General features: G+C 71.7%; 11 protein-coding genes. 4 read left to right on the forward strand and 7 right to left on the reverse strand.

The genetic code is table 11. From position 1 onward, the window contains the following. Positions 1–11: 11 nt before the first annotated feature. The 4 genes from AB0B58_RS25245 (at position 12) to AB0B58_RS25260 (ending at position 4,011) form a co-directional block, all read left to right on the forward strand. Positions 12–1,013, forward strand: a complete 1,002-nt coding sequence (locus AB0B58_RS25245; protein WP_360228164.1) for a hypothetical protein — start codon at positions 12–14, stop codon at positions 1,011–1,013. Positions 1,014–1,391: 378 nt separating this feature from the next. Further along, on the forward strand, positions 1,392–2,114 hold the full coding sequence (locus AB0B58_RS25250; RefSeq protein WP_360228167.1) for a CBS domain-containing protein: 723 nt from the start codon (positions 1,392–1,394) through the stop codon (positions 2,112–2,114). 19 nt (positions 2,115–2,133) lie between these two features. Continuing rightward, complete coding sequence (locus AB0B58_RS25255; protein WP_360228170.1) at positions 2,134–2,691, forward strand: universal stress protein; 558 nt, start codon at positions 2,134–2,136, stop codon at positions 2,689–2,691. A gap of 531 nt (positions 2,692–3,222) precedes the next feature. Then, positions 3,223–4,011, forward strand: a complete 789-nt coding sequence (locus AB0B58_RS25260) for a calcium-binding protein (protein ID WP_360228173.1) — start codon at positions 3,223–3,225, stop codon at positions 4,009–4,011. A 900-nt stretch (positions 4,012–4,911) separates the two neighbouring features. Here the strand turns inward: AB0B58_RS25260 and AB0B58_RS25265 are convergent. The 7 genes from AB0B58_RS25265 to AB0B58_RS25295 form a co-directional block, all read right to left on the reverse strand. Next, positions 4,912–5,766, reverse strand: coding sequence for an endo alpha-1,4 polygalactosaminidase (locus AB0B58_RS25265; protein ID WP_360228176.1), 855 nt, complete (start codon positions 5,764–5,766; stop codon positions 4,912–4,914). Positions 5,767–5,855: 89 nt separating this feature from the next. Further along, a complete protein-coding gene (locus AB0B58_RS25270) occupies positions 5,856–9,236 on the reverse strand; it encodes a right-handed parallel beta-helix repeat-containing protein (protein ID WP_360228179.1) in 3,381 nt (1,126 codons plus the stop codon). A 25-nt stretch (positions 9,237–9,261) separates the two neighbouring features. Then, the gene (locus tag AB0B58_RS25275) at positions 9,262–11,727 is read right to left on the reverse strand and encodes a hypothetical protein (protein ID WP_360228566.1); all 2,466 of its coding nucleotides are present in this window, start codon (positions 11,725–11,727) and stop codon (positions 9,262–9,264) included. A gap of 41 nt (positions 11,728–11,768) precedes the next feature. Continuing rightward, positions 11,769–13,136, reverse strand: coding sequence for a type VII secretion protein EccB (gene eccB, locus AB0B58_RS25280; RefSeq protein ID WP_360228182.1), 1,368 nt, complete (start codon positions 13,134–13,136; stop codon positions 11,769–11,771). 7 nt (positions 13,137–13,143) lie between these two features. Then, the gene (eccD, locus tag AB0B58_RS25285) at positions 13,144–14,547 is read right to left on the reverse strand and encodes a type VII secretion integral membrane protein EccD (protein WP_360228185.1); all 1,404 of its coding nucleotides are present in this window, start codon (positions 14,545–14,547) and stop codon (positions 13,144–13,146) included. Continuing rightward, entirely contained in the window at positions 14,544–18,584 is a 4,041-nt protein-coding gene (eccCa, locus tag AB0B58_RS25290; protein WP_360228569.1) for a type VII secretion protein EccCa, read from the reverse strand. The genes eccD and eccCa overlap by 4 nt, the downstream gene beginning before the upstream one ends. Further along, entirely contained in the window at positions 18,545–19,771 is a 1,227-nt protein-coding gene (locus AB0B58_RS25295; protein WP_360228188.1) for a hypothetical protein, read from the reverse strand. The genes eccCa and AB0B58_RS25295 overlap by 40 nt, the downstream gene beginning before the upstream one ends. Positions 19,772–20,244: the final 473 nt, after the last annotated feature.

The raw sequence follows: 20,244 nt of genomic DNA on the forward strand, positions 1-20,244 counted from the left end.
AGGAGGACATCATGTCCAGTGGATCATCGTGGCGGCGCTTCGCGGTGCGGCTGCTCGGCGTCTCCCTCGTGTCGCTGTTCGTCCCGGCCGCCGCACCGGCAGCCGCCAGTGCCGGGACCTCGTGGCGCATCGTCGACCTCGGCGCGGGAGAGGACAGCGTCGCGGTCGCCGTCAACGATCGGGGCCATGTGCTGGGAACCAGGAGCGGAACGCCGTTCCTGTGGCGCGACGGCCGGATCACCGAGCTGGACCCGCTTCCGAACGGCTTTCTCCAGGTCACCGACGTCAACAACCGCGACGAGGTGGTCGGCTGGGCCTTCGCCAACACCGACTTCGACGTCCATGCCTACCTGTGGCGGCGCGGCACGATGACCGACCTCGGCGTGCTACCCGGCGGATCGCACAGCTATGCCGCCGCCATCAACGACCGGGGCGATGTCGTCGGATACAGCGAAACGGCGGGTGGCCCGCACGCCTTCCGGTGGCGCGAGGGCGTACTGACCGACCTCGGTGGCGACCCGGTCACCGACTACTCGGTGGCCCACGGTGTGAACAACACCGGTCAGATCGTCGGTGAGTGGGGCGACGGCAACTACAGCGCTCTGCCGGTCCGATGGTGGCACGGCAACCGGCTGCTGCTGACCTCGGAACGGGCCGGTGCCACCGCGGTGAACGAGCGCGGTCACATCATCGGGTCGTACCAGATCGAGTCCGGCGCCTTCGAGCGCGGGTTCCTCTGGCGAAGCGGCCGGTTCAGCCCGATCGACCCACCGGCGGGCGCGACCTACTTCGTCGTGCGCAACATCAACGACCACGACCACGTGGTCGGGTTCAGCGCGAACGGATACAGCGACGTCAGTGGTGCCGTCTGGCAGGACGGACAGGCCCGCAAGCTGCCGAAGCTGGGAGACCGGGCCGAGGCCTATGACATCAACGACCGTGACCAGATCGCCGGCTACAGCACGACGGGTCCGGACGGACGGGACACCCGCGCCGTGCTGTGGGTCCGCTAGCGGTAGTTTGTCGGTTTATGGTGGTAGATAGAGGTTGAGGGCGTGGCCGTTTCCGACGGCCGGAGCCGGCCGGAGCCGCGACCGCCAGCCCTCCCAGGCCGAGCACACCGGCCGCTACGAAGGTGGCCGTGCGGCGGGTAACGGTCTTCATGACCGCTCCTTCCCTGCTTTCACACCTCACGGTGGCTCGCCGCCGTGGCAGCGACATGGAAGCGATGTGCAGACGGCATGGAGAATCCAGGCCCGGGGCGAGGCCGGTGGCGACCACGTCGATGTCGTGCCGCTACCAGGGTCCAACGGCCTTTCACCGCGGGTCGCCGGTCCCTTGCGGCGAGGTGGTCCGGAGCCTAGCGTCGAGGGGGTATCAAGGAGGCTGCGATGCGCCAGTGGCTGGTTCAGGACGTCATGACCCGGGATGTCCTCGTGGTGACTCCGAGAGCCTCGTACCGGGAGATCGTCGATTCCCTCGTGCGCGGGCGGGTGACCGCGTTGCCCGTAGTGGACGAGGAACGCCGCGTGATCGGTGTCGTGTCCGAGGCGGATGTGCTGCACAGGGTGGAGTTCATCGGCGATGAGCGCGAGCGCCGCACATTCGAGCGGCCGTCGCGCCGCTCGGCGCGCGAGAAGGCCCACGCTGCCGTGGCGGCCGACCTGATGAGCACGCCGGCGATCACCGTGGGACCGGAGACATCGGTCGTGGCTGCCGCCAGGCGCATCGAGACCGCACGCGTGAAGCGTCTACCGGTGGTGGATGCGGACGGGCACCTCGTCGGCATCGTCTCCCGACGCGACCTGCTGTGCATGCACCTGCGGTCCGACCAGGACATCCGCGACGACATCGTGGAGAACGTGCTGCGGCGAGCGCTGTGGATCGATCCCGTCTGCGTCGAGATTGACGTGATCGACGGAAGAGTTGCGGTCAGCGGCCGGCTGGAGCGCAAGAGCACGGCGGGTCTGGTCGGACGGCTCATCGCAGCCGTGCCGGGTGTGGTGACCGTGGACGACCGACTGGCGTGGGAGTACGACGACTCGGAACTGGTCCGGGCGCGCGGGTACGCGTTCGGCGATCCCGGGCGGCTGGTACGCCCCACCGTCGAGTAGGCGGCACAAGGAGGCCGTCGTGTCGGCTCGTGGCGGTTCGGATACGCCGCTGACCTTCGTCAACGCAATTCCGTTCTATTTGATCAACGATCGCCTGGCCGGGAGGCGTTGCCGATCCTCACCGCCGACACGGCACAGATCCACTACGACCAATCTGTCGATCGGAGCCGGGATCGTGATCGACCCGGCCCGCATCGCGTACGACGGCAATGGTTCGTCGCGTTCGGAGACGATGAAAGAACGCGAGAGACATAGGATTCGGCACGGCGCCCGCCACTGGGATCTGCGGCTCTTGCACGTCCAGCCCGGCGGAGTGGCCCCGCACCCGGCCCGTGACCTGGGCGCGCGCCTGCTCGAACGGATGGCCGGGAGGGTGCATGCCTGCGCACCCGCCGTAGCGGTCTCCAGCCACCTCGCCGTCGGCGCGGCGGCTACTGAGCTGCTGGCGGAGCTCTTCGACATCGATATGGTCGTCGTGGGGCAACGCAGCGGTCAGGACCGCACTGCGTTCGGGCTTTCCATCGCAGAGCGGGTCGCCGCCCGCGCGGTGACGCCCGAGACCGGTTCAGCCGCCTGATCGGCCTGCACCCCACGGTGCGACGGCACCCTGGCCGACGTACCCCATCACGTCTTGGATTTGTGCGGGACCTTCGGCCCTGCGCGTGCCGGCTCGCGCGAGGCAGAATCCAGATCAGACCAGTCTTCGATCGAGTGCGCCGAGTCTCGAAGTGACCGCGCCCTGATGTGACGGTCCTGTACGTCACCGGCGCGCTGCCGGTTCCGTCGACGGGCGGCCGGACACCGCGATCGAGTTGACGGGCTCGTGGTCTGGCGGACGGCGGACGGCGGGCGCGTTCGCGGCGTCGGGTCTGGGTGGCGGGGGTGCCCGCCGGTGCCGATCCGCAGGTGGGCCGGTGGCTCGAGCCTGTCCTTCGGGCTACCGGCGGCGAGCCATTGCACCGACGGCAGATTTCGCGTGTGGACCGCCACGAGCCGTTGATGAGATTGGTTTAATCCCGCAGTAGGTTCAGGGGGAGCGATCCGGATTCGCGCCACGGAAGCACGAAAGACTTCGCGCCCATTCTGAGGAGGATCCGTGAGAACACCATTGTCGCGCGTTCCCAGGCTGCTCAAGGCATCCATGGCGGCGTCATTGTTCGGTGCCGCTTTCGCCGTCCTACCCGTAACGGCTGCCTGGGCGGCCGCGCCGACCTGCGCCAACCCCACCATCGTCGGCACGTCCGGGGCCGACACGATCTTCAGCCCGCCGGGTGCCGACGTCATCTCCACCCTCGGCGGCGATGACGTCGTCTTCGCCAACGGCAACGACACCGTCTGTCTCGGCGCCGGCGCCGACGTCTACATCGGTGGGAGCGGCGCCGACCTGGTCAGCGGTGGCGCTGGTGCCGATATCATCCGCGGCGGCGATGGCGCCGACCAGCTCTACGGTGAGGAGGGCGCCGACACCGTCAACGGCGAGGCCGGCGATGATGTCGTCGACGGCGCCGAAGGCCCGGACGTCCTCACCGGTGACGACGGTTCCGACACCGTCACCGGCGGTCCGGGGCCGGATGCCATCAGCGGTGGCGCCGGCGCCGATACCCTCAGCGGTGAGGAGGGCGCCGACACGATCAACGGCGACGGGGGTGCGGATATCGTGAACGGCAATGGTGGAGCCGACTCGCTGTACGGCGACGCCGGCAATGACACGGTCTCCGGCGGTGCCGGGGCGGACTCCGTCGAGGGCGGCTCAGGTAACGACACGCTCAACGGCAATGCCGGAAACGACACCCTCACCGACAGCGCCGGCACGGATTCCGGTAACGGTGGTGCGGGTGCCGCCGACCGGTGCTCCAGCACCATTGAAACGCGCACCAACTGTGAGATCATCACCTGATCCCGCGGGGCGAACCACACCCGCCAGATCAGATCTGACGCCGCCGCAACGACATTCGTACGCCGCGGCGCGCCGGCACGACATAACCCATGACGGCGATGGCCGGTCCGCCATACCGGCCATCCCCGCCGTGCCTGAATTCTTACCGCCGCCCGATAAGGCCACGATGAACACCTTGGGCACGGGCCGTCACGGAGCAACTCACGGGCGACGGCATCACGCCGGCCGGCCCCGCCACGGCATGCGGGACCATCGGTCCTGCCTGCAGGCGTACGGGCGGGTGCTGTCTCTGACGTCCGTCGACACTGCCGCCGGAGTGCGCGCGCACCCGGGTGGTCCGCTGGCTGGGGCCGGGGGGCGCCGTCTCCTCGTAGGGCTGCCAGCGCTGGTTCGCGGCCTGCAGGGCGAGCTCAGGTTCTCAGTCATGGTCTTCAAAGTTGCGGGTGTGGTCGTTACACCTGCCGCTTCCTTGCAGTTCTGCCGGGTCACGCCGAGCATTTACGCAGCTATCCGTGGCCTAGTCGAGCGAGTTTTGCCGACAGAGCCGGTGCCACCCGTACGGTGGAAACGCGAGCCGGGAATCGGGAAGAGGATGCGATGCGAGCGTCGTGGTGGGCAGTACTGGGCTGGGCGATCGCCGTCCTCGTCGGCACGGCGTTGGTGCTCGTTGCCGGCTTTCTGGTGGTGCAGCGTTTCTGAGCTCGGATAGGTGATCCATCGCGCCCTTCCACAACCCAGGTCGGCGCTGCCCTGTCGAGCACGTGGTGGTGCATCACAGCGCGCAGCGCGCTCTCGCCGAACGGGGTTGGAGAGGAACAGCACGGGGACACGCCACTCGCGGTCGGCGGCCGGTCGCCGGGTTCACCGCGTACCCGGAGCGTGGTGGATCTCCCGTCGGTATCAGCAGGATTCGTATACGTACGAACCGCTGCCTGGAACGGTGACGTCCCGGTCTCGGCGGACGATCGACAGCGTCGCGCCGTGGCTGCCGCAGGCCTTCTTGAACGCCTGCCCGGTGTATTCGATATCGATGACGTTGTTGCCGTAGACCGAGGTGTAGTCACCACACTCGCCGTACTGGCCGCACTCCTCCACGATGGCGAAGTCCAGCCCCGCGTCGCGGCCGGCCGTACCGAGTTGGGCGGTGTTCTTCTGGCCGATGGCGAGACCCGCTGCGTGGGCGTGGGTGGCGAGCAGGCTCACGAATGCCATTGCGTCGGCACGGGTGAGCAGGCCCTGCGAGCGGTCGTACGAGTCGAGGTTGTCGGGTTCCACGGCGCGGAACCCGCTGGCGGCGCAACCGTCGATCCAGCCGTTGACCACGGCGGCCACGTCAGCGCGCTTGGCCCCGGTTGAGAGGTCGAGCAGGTTCTCGCCCCAGTCCTGGTCGATCACGCACTCGCCGTTCGTGTTCTTCAGCAGCAGATCCTCGTGGTGCGACTGCCACCAGCCGAGCTCGTCGGGCTGCACCTGGAAGGCGTTGACGTAGCAGATGGTGTAAAGACCGGCGGCCGGTACGGCCCTGCGGTCCCGACTTACCACCTGCACGCCAACGGGCGGCTGGTAGGCACCGCCGATCTGGTAGTCGAACTCCGCGTTCGCAGGCGGGACCGCGACAGCGCCGGTGAGCGCGGAGGTCCGCGCGGGCTCGGTGGCCCTGGCAGAACCGGCGGAACGAGCGGACACGATGGATGTGTCCGTGCGGGTGGCGGCCGGCGCGACGGCAAGGGGGGTGGAGAGGGCGAGAACGAACACGGGGAGAGCGATGCGATAGGCACGGCGTCCGGACGTCGACGAGGCGGGATGCGGTGCAGGGTTCACGACTGGGCTCCACCTGTCGACGGTCATCCCACCGACGCCAGGCCTTCGCCCATTGACACTCCGGCCAGGCCCTCCTGCGGTACCCCGGTCAGGCCCCCTTCCGCCGGGGCACCGGCAAGGCCCTGCCGGAAGCCCAGGTCAGCGACGGTCAGGGTGCGCGAGGCGGCCGTCCGGGCGAGACCCGCCGCGAGCGCATGGGCGCCGTGCACAGTGCGGTCCGGCAGGTCCACGACAATGTCGGCCACCGCCGCGCGGACGTCGTCGGGCACCTCATGACCACGCCGCAGCAAGGCGCGGACGGCGATCTCCGCCAGCTCGGCCGCCAGGTAGTCCGGCACCTCCCACCGGTGGCCGAAACACTCGGCCAATCGCGGCACGGTGGTGAACAGCCGCGCCAACACCGGCGGCTCGCCGAGCAGCGTCACGGCCAGGTCGCCGCCGGTCGCGGCCAGCGCCTCGGCCAGCGCCTCGGCCACCTCGGCTTGAAAGCCATCATCGCCGCCAACCCACTCGATCACCAGGGTGCCGCCCGCCGCCTCGCGCAGCACCTCGTCCACCAGGCTGCGGGCCTGCCCCGGCCACTGCGCCGCCAGACCGCCGGCGGACGAGACTCGGACCAGGTGACCGACGGAAACCAGCCGTAGCTCGGACAGCGCCTGGCCGTACAGCCTGGCCAGTTCACCGCGGCCGCTGCCGCGCGCACCGGACACGACGACGTTCGCCAACCTGCCCACGTTCTGCCCGTGGCTCTTCGCGGCGGCGACCTGCAGCACCGCCCCGCCCAACGCCTGCCGGGCCTGATGGATGCCGACCAGGTCGGTGATCCGCCGCCAGGCGCGGCTGGCCTGCAGCGCCGCCCGCGGGTCGAGGGCCACATCGGGCTGCGCCGGCTCGCCGGCCGGCAACTGCTCCAGCTGGGCCAGCTCCGGCAGCAGGTCCGCCTCGGTGAGCCGGTTGAGCTCGCTGTCCCGCGCCGGCGGCGCCACCGCCAGGCGGGATGCCTGGTTGCTCACCATGGACTCGAACAGCTTGCGGGCCACGCGCCCGTTGCCGAAGGTCGGCCCCTTCGGCACACGCTCGAAGTACGCCGTGAGTGACTCCACCGCCTCGTCGGTCAGCTCGTAGTAGTGCTTGCGGCACAGGTTGGTGGCGATGGTGACCAGTTCGTCGACGCGATAGTTGGGGAACTCGATCGTTCGGGTGAACCGTGACGCGAGTCCCGGGTTGGACTGCAGGAACTGCTCCATCAGCTCGGAGTAGCCCGCCACGATCACGACCAGTTCGTCGCGATGGTCCTCCATCATCTTCATCAGCGCGTCGATGGCCTCCTGACCGAAGTCGGGCCCCGAACCACCGGACCCGGCCGTGAGGGTGTACGCCTCGTCCACGAAGAGCACACCCCCCATCGCTTTGGTGACCAGCTCGGTGGTCTTGATCGCGGTGGAGCCGATGTACTGGCCGACCAGGTCGGCGCGGGCCGCCTCGATCATGTGGCCCTTCGCGAGGATGCCCAACTCGGCGAGGACCGCGCCGTAGAGCCGCGCCACCGTCGTCTTACCGGTGCCCGGCGGCCCGGCGAAGACCAGATGCCGGCTCATCGGCGGCATCGGCAGGCCCATCTGCTGACGCAGCTGCGACATCCGGATCAGGTTGATGAGCCCCTTGACTTCCTTCTTCACCCCGTCGAGTCCGATCAGGACGTCCAGCTCGGCCAGCGGCCCGGTCAACTCCATCCCCTCCGCCCGCTCCGCATCGTCGTGCTCGTCACCGACTGCCGTACCGTCACCGCCCGCTTCGGGTGGCAGCGGGACCACCGCCGGGTATCCCGCCCGTTCTTCGCGACGCGCCCCGGTCGTCAGATCCTCGACGACCACCTGGTGCTGGTCAGGCCGGAACACCGGAACACCGGCACTGCCCTGCACCATGCACCGGATCAGCCGGACCGGCTCCGCGGTGTCGGCGTGCACCCCGTCCCCGCCGCTGCCCAGCACCTCACACTCCGTCATGGTCGCCCGGCCCCCGGGGTCGACGCCGACGCCGTGGCCGCCGGAGTCCCGTACCCGGCACCGGGTGGCGGTCAGCGTGCCGCCGGCGGCGACCTGGATCCCGTCGCCGCCGGCGCCGACGACCTCGCTGTCTCGGACCACCGCCTCGACACCGTCGCCGACCACCAGGCCGCCCCCGCGCAGCAGCGCCGAGCCCAGCGTCACGCGGGAACCGCCGCGCACGCTGACGGCCGGTTGCCGGGTGGTGGTGATCCGGGCGTCGCTGAACGTCGCCTGAGCTCCGTCGTCGACCTGCACCCCTACCGCGCCGGCCAGGTCCAGCTCCACATCGGTGAAGTCCACCTGGCTGCCCTCGCCCGCCACGACCCCGGCCCCGCTGTCGGTCTCGACCCGCAGCCGGGCGAACGCCACCGTCGACGTGCCGGCCACCACGGCGACGTGCTCGGAGGTGCCGCGCACGGTCAGGCCCTCGAACGTCGGCATCCCCGCGCCGTCGACCCGTACGCCGATCGGGCTGTCGACGATCATGCAGTCCACGAACCGGGGCGCAGCGCCGCCGGTCACCTGAACGCCGGTGTGCTTGACGCCGCTGAACGTGCATTGCCGGAACACCGCGGCGGACCCTTCGGCGAGGTGCGCCGACTGCACCGCGGCGCCGGTGAAGGTCGAATCGGTGATCGACACGGCCCCGTCGCCGCGCAGGTACAGGTCGACGTTGGCGCTGCCGCGCACCCGGAGCCGGCTGATCCGGGCCGCGCCGTGCTGCTCGACCACGACCGCGGGCTTGCCGGCGTCCACGATCTCGCAGTGCTCCAGCACGCACGTACCCCGGCCGTTGACGCAGATGCCATTGCCGGCGACCTGGCGCAGCTCGCAGCGACGCAGCGTCAGCGAACCAGACTCGGCTACCACCACGGCGGACGAGGCGACGTCGCTGATCACAGTGTCCTCGATGGTGCTGGGCCGGGCGGAGGTCACCACGATTCCCGCGCCGGCTTGGCTGCTCACCTCGCAGCCCCGCATCGCCAGCGAACCGTCCAGCCGGGACAGCAAGGTCGCCCACGAGGCGCCGAGCACCCGGCAGTCGTCGAGCGCCACCTCGCCGCGGTGCACGTCGACCGCGGCCAGCTTGTCGTCAGCGCAGGACAGGGTGAGCCCGCGCAGCTGTGCGCCCGCTCCGTTGACGACGCAGACGCTGCCCTCACCGGCGTGCACCAGCACGGTGCCGGGACCGTCCGCCGCGCTGATCGTCACACGCACAGCCAGGACGAGATTCTCCTCGTACCGACCCTGGTGCACGGCGATGGTGGCGCCGTCCGTGGCCTCCGCCAGCGCCGCGGCGATACTCGGATAGGCGCCGGGCTGGCCGCTCGCGACGACCAGTACCTGCCGGTTCATCCTGACACCTCTCTGTTCAACGGATTCAGGCCAGGCCAGGCAGAGCGCCGAAGCGGCTCAACGCCGCCGAGCCGACGCGCGACTGCGGCTGCGTGTCGGCCCACCGCTCGGCGCAGCGGCGCAGCGACGCGGTGGCGAGGTCGTCGAAGGACACCCGGTCCCGGTCCACCCGGCCGTCGGCGTCGATCTCGTTTGCGGACAGCTCCCTGATGAGTACCTGGCCCCGGGCACCCGACGGGCCCGGCTCCACTACGTCGAGCACCTTGAAGCTGGTGCCGGGGACGAACAGCACCCGGTTGTCGGCCTGCTCGTCGCCGTCGGGTTCGAGCAACCGGGTACGCCGTGCAGTCATCGACCAGACCAGCACATCGACCGCACCGGTCAGGTCCGCCGACGGGGCGGTCAGGGCGGTCGTGAACCCCCACTCGGTGAGCAGGCGGCTCCGCGCGAGGAGTTCCCACTGCTCCGGCGACGGAGCCGCGGTGAAGACGGTCGCCCCCCGGTGCGACGGGAGCCGGATCAGCCCGGCCGCCACGCACCGCGCGAACGGCACGTGCGACCCCTTGCGCGCCGTTCGCAGGGCGTCGTCGATCGCCGCGCCACGGGCCGACAGATACAGCCGTACGGCTACCGAGTCGCTCAGGATCTCCGCCGCCGACTTCGCGGTGTCGCCCTGGAGGCCCGGCTGCTCGGACAGGATCCGGGAGATGGAGCTTGCCACCGCATCGAACTCACGGCTCAAAGCCCGGCGCAGCCAGCTCCGTTCCTCGTCGAGGGCACGGCCGGAGATCAGCGCGCAGGCGGCGGGTTCGGGGACCGGCTGGTAACGGGCTCGCCGCGCGGGCGACGGAGCCGGTGCGGGCTGCGCGGGTGTCGCCTCGGACGGTCGCGGTGATTTCACGTCAGCCGGGGCCGTCGCCGGCTCGGCGGTGTGCCGGGGTGCCTGCGGCCGGTCCGGCTCCGGCCGCGCCGGGGACGCGGCGGGCCGTTCGGGCGCGTCCGGCAGGAGCACCGACGACGTCTGCCAGGCGGGCAGTGCGACTGCCTCCGCGGTCGGCAGGGCGCTGATCACGGTGGCCGGCGGCGGCTGCCCGCTCACCTGGACGGGGACATCGACCGGGGTCGGGACGGTCGTGGTGTCCCCGACCGGGCTGGGCGGCGTGACGCCCGACGCGATCGTCGGGCCGGTCAGCGGCCGCTCGGGGTCGCTCTGCTGCTGGTCCGTGGCGGTACCGAGTTGCCCGCCCGCCGCGGCGACCGACGGGGCCGTGATCGACGCCGCGGCTGCCAGTGTGGACGCCGCCATCAGGACGCTGCGTTGCCTGGTCGCCGGGTCCAGCCGGGCGACGACGTCCTCTGCCAGTGCCCGCATGCGCGCGGCACGGGCCGCCGTGGCGTCGTCGAAGACGAACACGTGCCGCTCCGGATCGGCCTTCGCCGCGCGCACCTCGTCGGCGCCCTTCGGCGGATCCATGGGACGCATCCACAGGCCGGCCTGCACGACCTCGACCACCGCGTCGTTGGCGTACCAGTAGACCATCGGGGCGACCGGCTCGCCCAGCACCAGGGGCGCGCGATGGCTCAGCATCTGCGGGACCGCGGCCGGCGCGGTCGGCCTGCCGCGCGGCGTGTAGCTGAGTTCGCGTGCGAAGACCTGCCAGCCGAGGCGGCCGTCGGCACCGACGGTGTGCATCCGCGGTTCCTCGGGGGTGCCGACGGGGACGCCGCCGAAGCACACCACCGGGCCGCCGAGCAGGTCGGCGAGGACCTGGCCGAGCGACTCACCGCGGGGCACCTGCACCGGGCCGTAGTGCACGAACCGCACCCGCTGCCGGTTCTCGTCGTCAAGGCCGCGCCAGAACCGCGCGATGTCGTCGAGCGGCAGAGCCGGCGTACCGGGACAGCCGAGGATGACCGCGAGCGACTCCGGCTGGCAGGGCAGCGCCGTGACCAGCCACTGCCAGTGCTCCCGGACCAGCTCGGCGTCGCGGGCGTCGCGGATCCACACGCCGCCGGGCAGCGGCTCCGCGGCCCGCACCGAGCTGGTCGGCGTGAACTCGGCCGCCGCGCCGTCCCAGGCCGGTTGCGGAAACCGCTTCGCCTCCCAGGCCGGCACCCGGCCCGGGCGGTACCGTACCCAGCCGCTGGCCTTGTCCGCGTGCACGAACAGGGCGCCGGCGGCACCGCGGATCAAATGCCCGTGTGGCGCGATGACCGTCCGGTTGAGCCGGTCGGACAGCCACTGGCCGGCCAGGACGACCGTCTCCTGCTGCTGGCCGCAGACGACGAGCCGGATGCCGCGCCGGCGCCGGTTCAGGGCGCCGGCCACCGACTCCCAGATGCCCACCGGCATGTCGCCGTGCAGGTCCAGGACGACGATGTCGTTGTTCGCGTCCTCCTTGACGCCGAGGGCGAGCGACTGCGCCTCCGCGCTGATCGGGCCGTCGGTGTGCAGGACGAGAGCGTTGCCCACCGTGTGCCGGGCGATCATCACGTCGGTGCCGGACCGGCCCCGGCGGCTCAACGGTGATCTCACGATGTCACCCTTCCTCGGTTTGTGGCGATGGCCTTGCGGCTCAGGACCGGTCCCTCGGGCACGGTCTCGAGCAGGCCCGCCGGAAACGGAACCGGCGGGGTGCCGGCCAGCCTGAGCGCGGACAGGGTGTCGTTGTCCGGCAGCCGGAAGCGGACGCCCTCGTCCGAGACGAGGCACAGGTCCGGTACGGGTTGCAGGGGCGCGACCGGCACCGGGAGGACGACCATGCCGGTGCCGGGACGGGCGCGGACCGCCGGCGTGCCGTCCGCACGCAGCGCGCTGTGCGCCCGGTCGGTGAAGACCATCGCGGTGTCGACGGCCTGCGCCCCGGCGGGCGACTGGCGGGCGCACAGCACCCGCCCGCCTGGTTCGTCGTACCGTGCGCGGTCGAGGTCCGGGAGCAGGCCGGCCAGCGATCGGTCGCCGGAGCGCGGCGCGGCCACGACGTCGCCCGCCTGCAACGCCACCGGGTCGCCGCGCGAGCCCGCCCCCAGCAGCAGGAACGCGGTCCGGCTTACGGCGGCAAGCCCGTCGGGTCGCAGCACGAACAGCTGTTCGGCACCGCTCGGGGATGGCTGGGTGAAGAGCTGCCCCAGCGGATGACGGCGACCGGCGACCGGCGGGCCGTCGTCGCCCGTTCCGGTGATCTCGGGTACGCCGATCGGGTCGCCATCGGGCAGCGCGCCGAGCCACCGCGCCGGCGCCCGGGCCGGCTCCGCATTGGTGACGCCCAACGCCACCGGCACCACCCGGTCGGTGATCCGGTGTTTGCGGCCCCGCCAGATCAGGTAGTGGGCGTCCTCGCCGTCGACCAGTGTGAACCGGTCGGCGGCGAGCGCGGCGAACGGCGCGGCCGGGTCCAGGTTGATGCCGACCCCGTCCGCCGGGCCGCCGGGCACGGACCCGGCGAGGCAGGCCAGCCAGGGGCCGCGGACCAGGTCCTGCGTCGTCGGCAGCACCTGCGGCGCGCCCGGCAGGCCGATGGGTGAGCCGTGTGGCACGCCTTTGAGTGAGTTCCGGGACGTCAGGGTGAGGGTGGACCTGCTGCCCTGGATGAGCATCGCGGAGGTCAGGTTCAGCGTGGGATGCAGGACGCCGTCGAGGTAGACGTAGCGGGTGCCGGTCTCCTTCTCCACGATGATCGCGCCGGCGGCCTTCCACCGCTTGTTGCCGCCGGGCATGAGCCAGCCGTACCCGGCGAAGCCGGCGGTGGCCAGGACCGCCACGAGGACACCCACGAGCAGGCCCACCCAGGCCCGGCGGGACGGGTGCTCGGCGGTGTTGGCGTCGCCGAGCACCAGAGCGCAGCCCATCCGGCCCATCTGGAACTGGTGGGCGTGCACGTGGTCGCGTTGAGTCTGCATCGCCGGCCTACCCGAACAGCCCGCGGGCCCACGCGTACGTGCCGAGCAGCTGCAGCACCAGGGGCAGGATCGCCAGGCCGGTGACCACGTCGAGGACCGTTGCGAGGAATTCCCAGACCGGCAGCAGGCGACGTGGCCACGGCCGCAGGGCGGCGGTCACCAGCACGACGATCAGGACCGCGAGGCCGATCAGCAGGATGAGCCGCCGACCGGGCGACGCGGCCCGCGACAGCCAGAAGACGATCATGATCCAGCCGGCGGTTCCCGCCGCTGTCAGCGCGACCCGCTGCCACACGCCGAGGAACGTCCGGGCGCGCAACAGCAGGGCCCCGGAGAGCACCGCGACCAGGGCCGGGCCGGCCCATCCCGGTGCCGCCATGACCAGCAGGAACAGGACCGTAAGCACCAAGGCGGCGCACACGATCACGACGCTGAGGTAGTTGTCGGCCCGGTCGGCCCGGTCGGACAGTTCCGGTGCGGGCTGGGGCTGGTTGTCGTACTGCAGTTCCTCGCCGGTCTTCGGCAGTTGCGGCCCGCGCAGCCGGGCGAACCGCAACACGAACCCGGGCGCCAGGATGATGACGGCGAAGAGCACGGCGCAGGCCGTGCCCGCCGCCGCGGGCACCGACCAGGCGGCGGCGAACTGGAGCCACGACACGAGCAGCACCACGGCGGCGATTGCCGGCACGGCCATCATCGGCGGGTACGGCAGGGCCGCTGCCTGCAGCCGCCGGAGTCCCAGCAGCGCCAGAGCCACACCGCCGGCGGCGCCGGCGCCGGCGACCAGCGCGCCCCGGTTCGCGGCGATCGCGGCGCCGGCGCCGTCCGCCAGATTCGCCGCGGTGAGCCCGGCGTACCCGCAGGCGGCCATACCGAGCAGCAGCGACAGTGTCCCGTCGGCCAGCACCCGGGCGACGAGCACCGTGGCCAGGGCGAGGGCGACGCTGATCCCGAGACCGGCGGCGCCGTTGACCAGCAGCGGTCCCCGATCCGTCAGGACCGCGGCCAGCACCGCCAGCCCGACCGCCGACAGCGTTAGGAACAGGAACCGGCGGTACTCCGGTCGCCAGCGGTCGGCGCGCCGGTTGACCACCGTGGCGATGCCGTCCGCGACGTCGTCGAAGTCGAGCTCCGGCAACGGGTCGGCCGCCGGGCGCAGGAACAGCTCCTCGCCCTCGAGCCAGTCCAGCGACTCCGGGGTGCCGGCCGCGTCGAAGGGGGGCCCGCCCAGGCGTTGCAGCACCCAGGTGTCGGGCTGCCGCGGGTCATCGCGGTCGCCGGACGCCGTGTGCGACCGCAGCACCGGCAACAGGGCGGCCACCGTGGACGACACCGGCACCGCGAGATCGACACGTCGGTCCGGACCTACCACCGTGACCCGGCACACGTCGCTGTTCAGCATGCTGGTCACACCGCACGCTCCGGTTCGCCGACCAGTGCGGGCTGCGCCGACCCGGCCGCATCCACCACCGGGGTCTGAATCAACTGGACGCTGCGGCGGGTGACGAGCTGCGCCCTGCCGGGCGGGAGCTTGCGCGGGGCCGCCTCGCCGAGGAACCGGCCCTCCTCCTTCGGATAGGACAGCAGCATCGCCGGTGTGCCCAGCTCCCACAGCCGCCGCAGCACCGGGTCCATCATGGCCCGCATCGCGCCGGAGGTGCTGCGCGCGACGACCAGGTGCAGGCCGATGTGCGCGCCCTGGGCGAGCAGCGGCAGCAGTGGATCCAGGGCGGAGCCCGTGCCGGGGCCGCCGCTGAGGAGCTCGTAGTCGTCCACCACGACGAACAGTTCCGGTCCCTGCCACCAGTCGCGGCGGCGCAGTCGGTCCGACGAGATGTCCTGGCCCGGAACGCGCCGGTTCATCGACACGGACGTCTGACCGGCCAGGGTCGCCAGTGCGTCGGCGGTGATGCCGTACCCGACCTGGTAGTCGGCGGCGAGCGCGTGGTCCAGGTCGCGCCGCGAGTCGCCGATGACCACCTTGGCCTCGGCCGGACGGTACCGGCGGGCGACGGCGCGCAGCACCAGCCGCAGGATGTTCGTCTTGCCGGTCTCGTTGTCGCCCATCACGATCAGGTGTGGGGTGGTCATGAAGTCGTGCCACACCGGGGCGAGGCGCTGCTCGTCCAGGCCCACGCAGACCCGGAAGGCGGGCTCGGGCTCGGCGAGCTGTTCGACCGGCAGCCGGGTCGGCAGCAGGCGCACGGGCGGGGCGACCGGGCCGCGCCAGAACGTGCCGACCTCCTCGACGATGGCCTTGGTCGCCTCCGCGAGGTCACCGACGGTGGCGCTGCCGTCCACTCTTGGCAGGGCGCTGAGGAAGTGCAGGGCCTGCGACGTCATGCCGCGTCCCGGCTGGTTGGGCACCAGTGCGGCCTTGCGGGATCCCACCTCGGACTCCATCGAGTCGCCGAGCCGCAGCTCGAACTTCGTCCCCAGCAGGTCACGCAGCCAGGTCCGGATCTCCGACCAGCGGGTCGCGGTGACCACCACGTGGATGCCGAAGGACAGGCCCCGGGCCGCCAGCTCGCCGAACCTTCCCTCCAGCTCGCTGAAGTCCTGTTTCATCGTGAACCAGCCGTCGACCAGCAGGAACACGTGCCCGTGCGGGTCCTGGACCTCGCCGCGGGCCCGGGCGGCGAGGTAGCCGGCGATCGAGTCGAAGCCGCGCTCGGCGAATACCGTCTCTCGGCGCTCCATCACCTGCCGGACCTCCTCGATGGTGCGCACGACGCGGTCCCGTTCCATCCGGGTGGCGATCGAGCCGACGTGGGGCAGGCCGACGACGGACATGATGCCGCCGCCGCCGAAGTCCAGCCCGTAGAACTGGACCTCGTTCGGGGTGTGCGTGAGGGCCAGGGCGAGCACCAGCGTCCGGACCAGTGTGGACTTGCCGCTCTGCGGCGCACCGGCGATGCCGACGTGCCCGTCGGCGGCCGACAGGTCGGCCATGAGCAGCTCCCGGAGCTGATCGTACGGGCGGTCCACCACCCCAACCGGCACCCGCAGCCGGCCCCGGACGGCCGCGCTCTCCACGGTCATGCCGAACACGGCATCGGGTACGAGGCTCGGCAGCAGAGCGTCCAGGGTGGGCGCCTCCGCCAGCGGTGGCAGCCAAACCTGACGGGCCGGCGGCCCCGACCCGACGAGACGGTCGACGAGGACGTCCACGAGCCGGGGTTCGCCCTCGGCGCCTTGGTCCGGTTCCAGCCCCTCGACCGCCTCGCCGGCTCCCGCGCCGTCCGCGCCAGCGGTCTGGGGCACCGGCACGGCGCGGGTGTTGAACGGCACCACGTCAACGGCCTGCCGCTGCGCGGGCGTCGCGTGCGGGTCGCGGCCGGTGCGGACGTACGGGCCCGAGACGTAGGCGCTCTTGAAGCGCACCAGATTCGACACGTCGATCTTGAGATAGCCGTTGCCCGGCTCCGACGGCAGCTCGTACGCCTGGCCCACGCCGATCACCGCGCGCGACTCCATCGAGGAGAACGTCCGCAACGCGATCCGGTACGACAGGTGCCCCTCCACCCGGTTGATCCGGCCCTCGTCCAGCCGTTGCGAGGCCAGTAGCAGGTGCACGCCCAGACTGCGCCCGAGGCGGCCGATCGAGACGAACAGGTCCATGAACTCGGGCTTGCTGCTGAGCAGCTCACTGAACTCGTCGACCACCACCAGCAGGACGGGGAAGGGCGCGAGCCGGGCGCCGCCCGAGCGGGCCTTCTCGTAGTCGAAGAGGGAGGCGTATCCGCTGGCGCGCAGCAACTCCTGCCGGCGGGTCATCTCACCGTTGAGCGAGTCCTGCATCCGGTCGACCAGCGGCAGCTCGTCGGCGAGGTTGGTGATCACCGCGGAGGTGTGCGGCAGCCGGTCCATGCCGAGGAAGGTCGCGCCGCCCTTGAAGTCGACCAGGACCAGGTTGAGGATCTCCGACGAGTGGGTGGCCGCCAGCGCGCACACCAACGTACGCAGCAGCTCGCTCTTGCCGGAGCCTGTCGCGCCGATGAGCAGCCCGTGCGGACCCATCCCACCCTGCGCGGACTCCTTCAGGTCCAGCTCGACGACCTCGCCACCCTCGGTCACTCCGATCGGCACCTGCATGCGCGAGCGCTGCGCCTGCCGGGGCCGCCACGACACGCTCACGTCGAAGTGGTACGCATCCTTGATGCCCAGCAGGGTGGTCAGCTCGAAGTCGGACTCGAGTGGCTCGTCCACCACCTCGAGGGTGCCGCTCGTACGCTTCGGGGCGAGCAGCCGCGCCAGCGCCTGCACCTCGGGCGGGCCCAGCTCGTCGCGTCGCGCCGCACCGGCGCTGTCCGCCGTGGGGAACTCGACCCGGTCCTGCTCGAGCGTCAGCCGCAGCACCTTCGGGCCGCCGGGCAAATGGCCGGTGACATCGAGCAGCACGACGTTGCGGAGCCCGGCACCGAGCAGCCGGGAGCCGTCCGGGATCTCGGCGCGGTCCACCACCACGACGGTGAACGGCTCGACGACGCCCGGCCGGGCCGTCTTGTCGTGGTCACCGCGGTCGCCCACCTCGGGGCCGAGCAGATCCATGAGTTCGTCGTGGTCACGGGCGAAGAGCCGGACCGGGCCCGCCGCGTCGGCGTCCGTGGGATGCGCATTGTGCGGCAGCCACTTGAGCCAGTCCCAGTCGTCACCCTCGGCGGCGAGAACTGCGATCCGCAGCTCGTCCGGGGCGTGGAACGTCGCCAACTGGGCCAGCACGGCCCGGACGAGACCACGCGCCGACCCCGGATCACCGGCCAGCTCGATGCTGGTGAAGCTGCGCAGGCCGACCGTGACCGGGATGCCGCTGACCGTGCGGTACGCCTCCGCGAACCGGCGCAGCGAGATCGACGACAGCGGCTCCAGGTCCTCGATCGGCTTCGTGGACGGCGGCACGTAGCTGATCGCCGCGTCCTGCCGCCCCAGGCCGATCCGGACCCGGGCGAAGTCGTCGTGGCTCGCCCGACGCTCCCAGAGCCGGCTGCCCATCGCGATCGACCACAGCCAGCCGGGTTCCGGGTTGTCCCAGCAGACGGCACGGCGTTGCTGATCGGCCGCCTCGCGCGCCTTCTTGCGAAGCTGGGCGATGTAGCGCAGGAAGTCCCGCCGCTCGGCCTGCATCTTGCGCTTGCGCTCGCCGGCCGCCCGGCCGATCTGCACGATACCCATGCTGATCATGCCGACGGCCATCACGCCGCCCATCAAGGACATCGCGGGCGACCTGTTGAACATGCCGAACATCGCCATCATCGCGCCCATGCCGAGCCCCATCGGGACGACCATCATGAACGACCTGATGTCCAGCGGCGACGGCTCATCCATCACCGGCGGCTCCTGCAGCTCCACCTCCCCGCTGGGCAGCTCCGGGCCGCCGGCTCGCGGCAACCGCTTGACCGTGACCGTGCTCATCCGAGAACGCCCGTTCCGGAGCCGCTGCCACCCCAGGCCGCGTCATCCTGGCGCAACAGGTCGACCGCCGCGCGCTCGGCCTGGCCGTCCTCGTCGTCCAGCTCCTCGTCCTCGTCCGGTTCGCCCGAGAAACGCCGCCGGTTCGCCTCCACCGTCGCTCTGCGCTCGGCCTGGATCGCCTCCAGTTCCTCGGCGGTGGGGCCGACGAACGTGCACTGCAGCGGCCGCGTGGTGTCCGCCACGGGAGTGGCGCCGTCGGCGGGCCGGGCCGGTCGCCACATCGACAGGCCCGAGGCGCCGGGCGCAGCGTCGTGGTCCTCGCCGAACCGGCTCAGCGATTCCCTGCCCGGCAGGTCTTCGGACCTCGGCACCGCGGGCAGCGCGTCGTCGTCGCCCCACGGCAGAGGGTCGCTGTCCCAGGACTCGACATCCTCCTCGTGGCCGGTCAGCCGGACCACCGGCACCCGGTCATCGGGCAACGGCGGGGTCGACACGTGCCCCGCGCCGGAAACCTGGGGCGACTCACCCGCCGGTGCCGGCGTATCCCTCGTGTCCGGCGTCGCCGCGCCCTGCGGCATCCAACTGTCGCCCTCCTCCAGGGCCTCGCCGGCGCGGGACCGCCACGGCGTCTCGTCACGCCCACCGGTACGACCGGGCGGGGCGGGCGGCACCATCGGCGGCACCATCGCGAACTGCCGGTGCCTGCCGTCGTCGTCTCCCTGCGCCGTTGCCGGCGGGAAGTCGACGATCCGGTCCGCTGTCAGCCCGTCCCCATCGGACGGTCCCCCCGGCGCGTCGACAGCATCCCGCGCCGACACCGGTGCCCCGGCATCCGCCTGCGCTCCGCCGCGCGGCGCACCACCTGCGGCGTCCGGCGCGGCGGTTGCCGTGCCGTCCTGCCACGGCACGTCGTCGCCGCTGAGCAGCCCGGAAGCGTCGGAACGCTCCGCGCCGGTGGCGCCGTCACGCGATGGGGCCAGCGGTCCGATGGGCGGCATGCCCGGGGGCATGACCGCGGGCGACGAGACCACCCCGTCGGTCGACTGGACGCCGAACGCGTCCGGTCCGGATGCGCCGGGACGCAGGGCAGCGGGTGGCCGGGCACCGGTCGCCGGGCCGGGCACCGTACCCGTGGGTGCGTCCGGGGAGCCTGCTGGCGTGGTGCCGGGTTCCCAGGGTTCCGTACCGGCACCCACCAGCCCCGAGGAGTCCGGCAGATCCACACCGGAACCCCGATCCCCACCCGGCGGCGTCATCGGCATCATCGGCGGCAACCCACCCAGACCCGGCGATGCCGGCACACCAGCACCCGGCGGAAGCTCCACACCCGGCGAAAGCCCCACGCCCGGAGGCGTCACCAGCCCGTCCTTGTCCCGCGACGAAGCACCACCAGGAGCATCCGGCACACCCACGCCCGGCACACCACCACCCCACGGCGCACTGTCACCACCCACCAACCCCGAAGAGTCCGGCAGATCCACACCGGAACCCCGATCCCCACCCGGCGGCGTCATCGGCATCATCGGCGGCAACCCACCCAGACCCGGCGATGCCGGCACACCAGCACCCGGCGAAAGCCCCACGCCCGGAGGCGTCACCAGCCCGTCCTTGTCCCGCGACGAAGCACCACCAGGAGCATCCGGCACACCCACACCCGGCACACCACCACCCCACGGCGCACTGTCACCACCCACCA

This window comes from Actinoplanes sp. NPDC049118 (assembly GCF_040648555.1).
GTDB lineage: Bacteria > Actinomycetota > Actinomycetes > Mycobacteriales > Micromonosporaceae > Actinoplanes.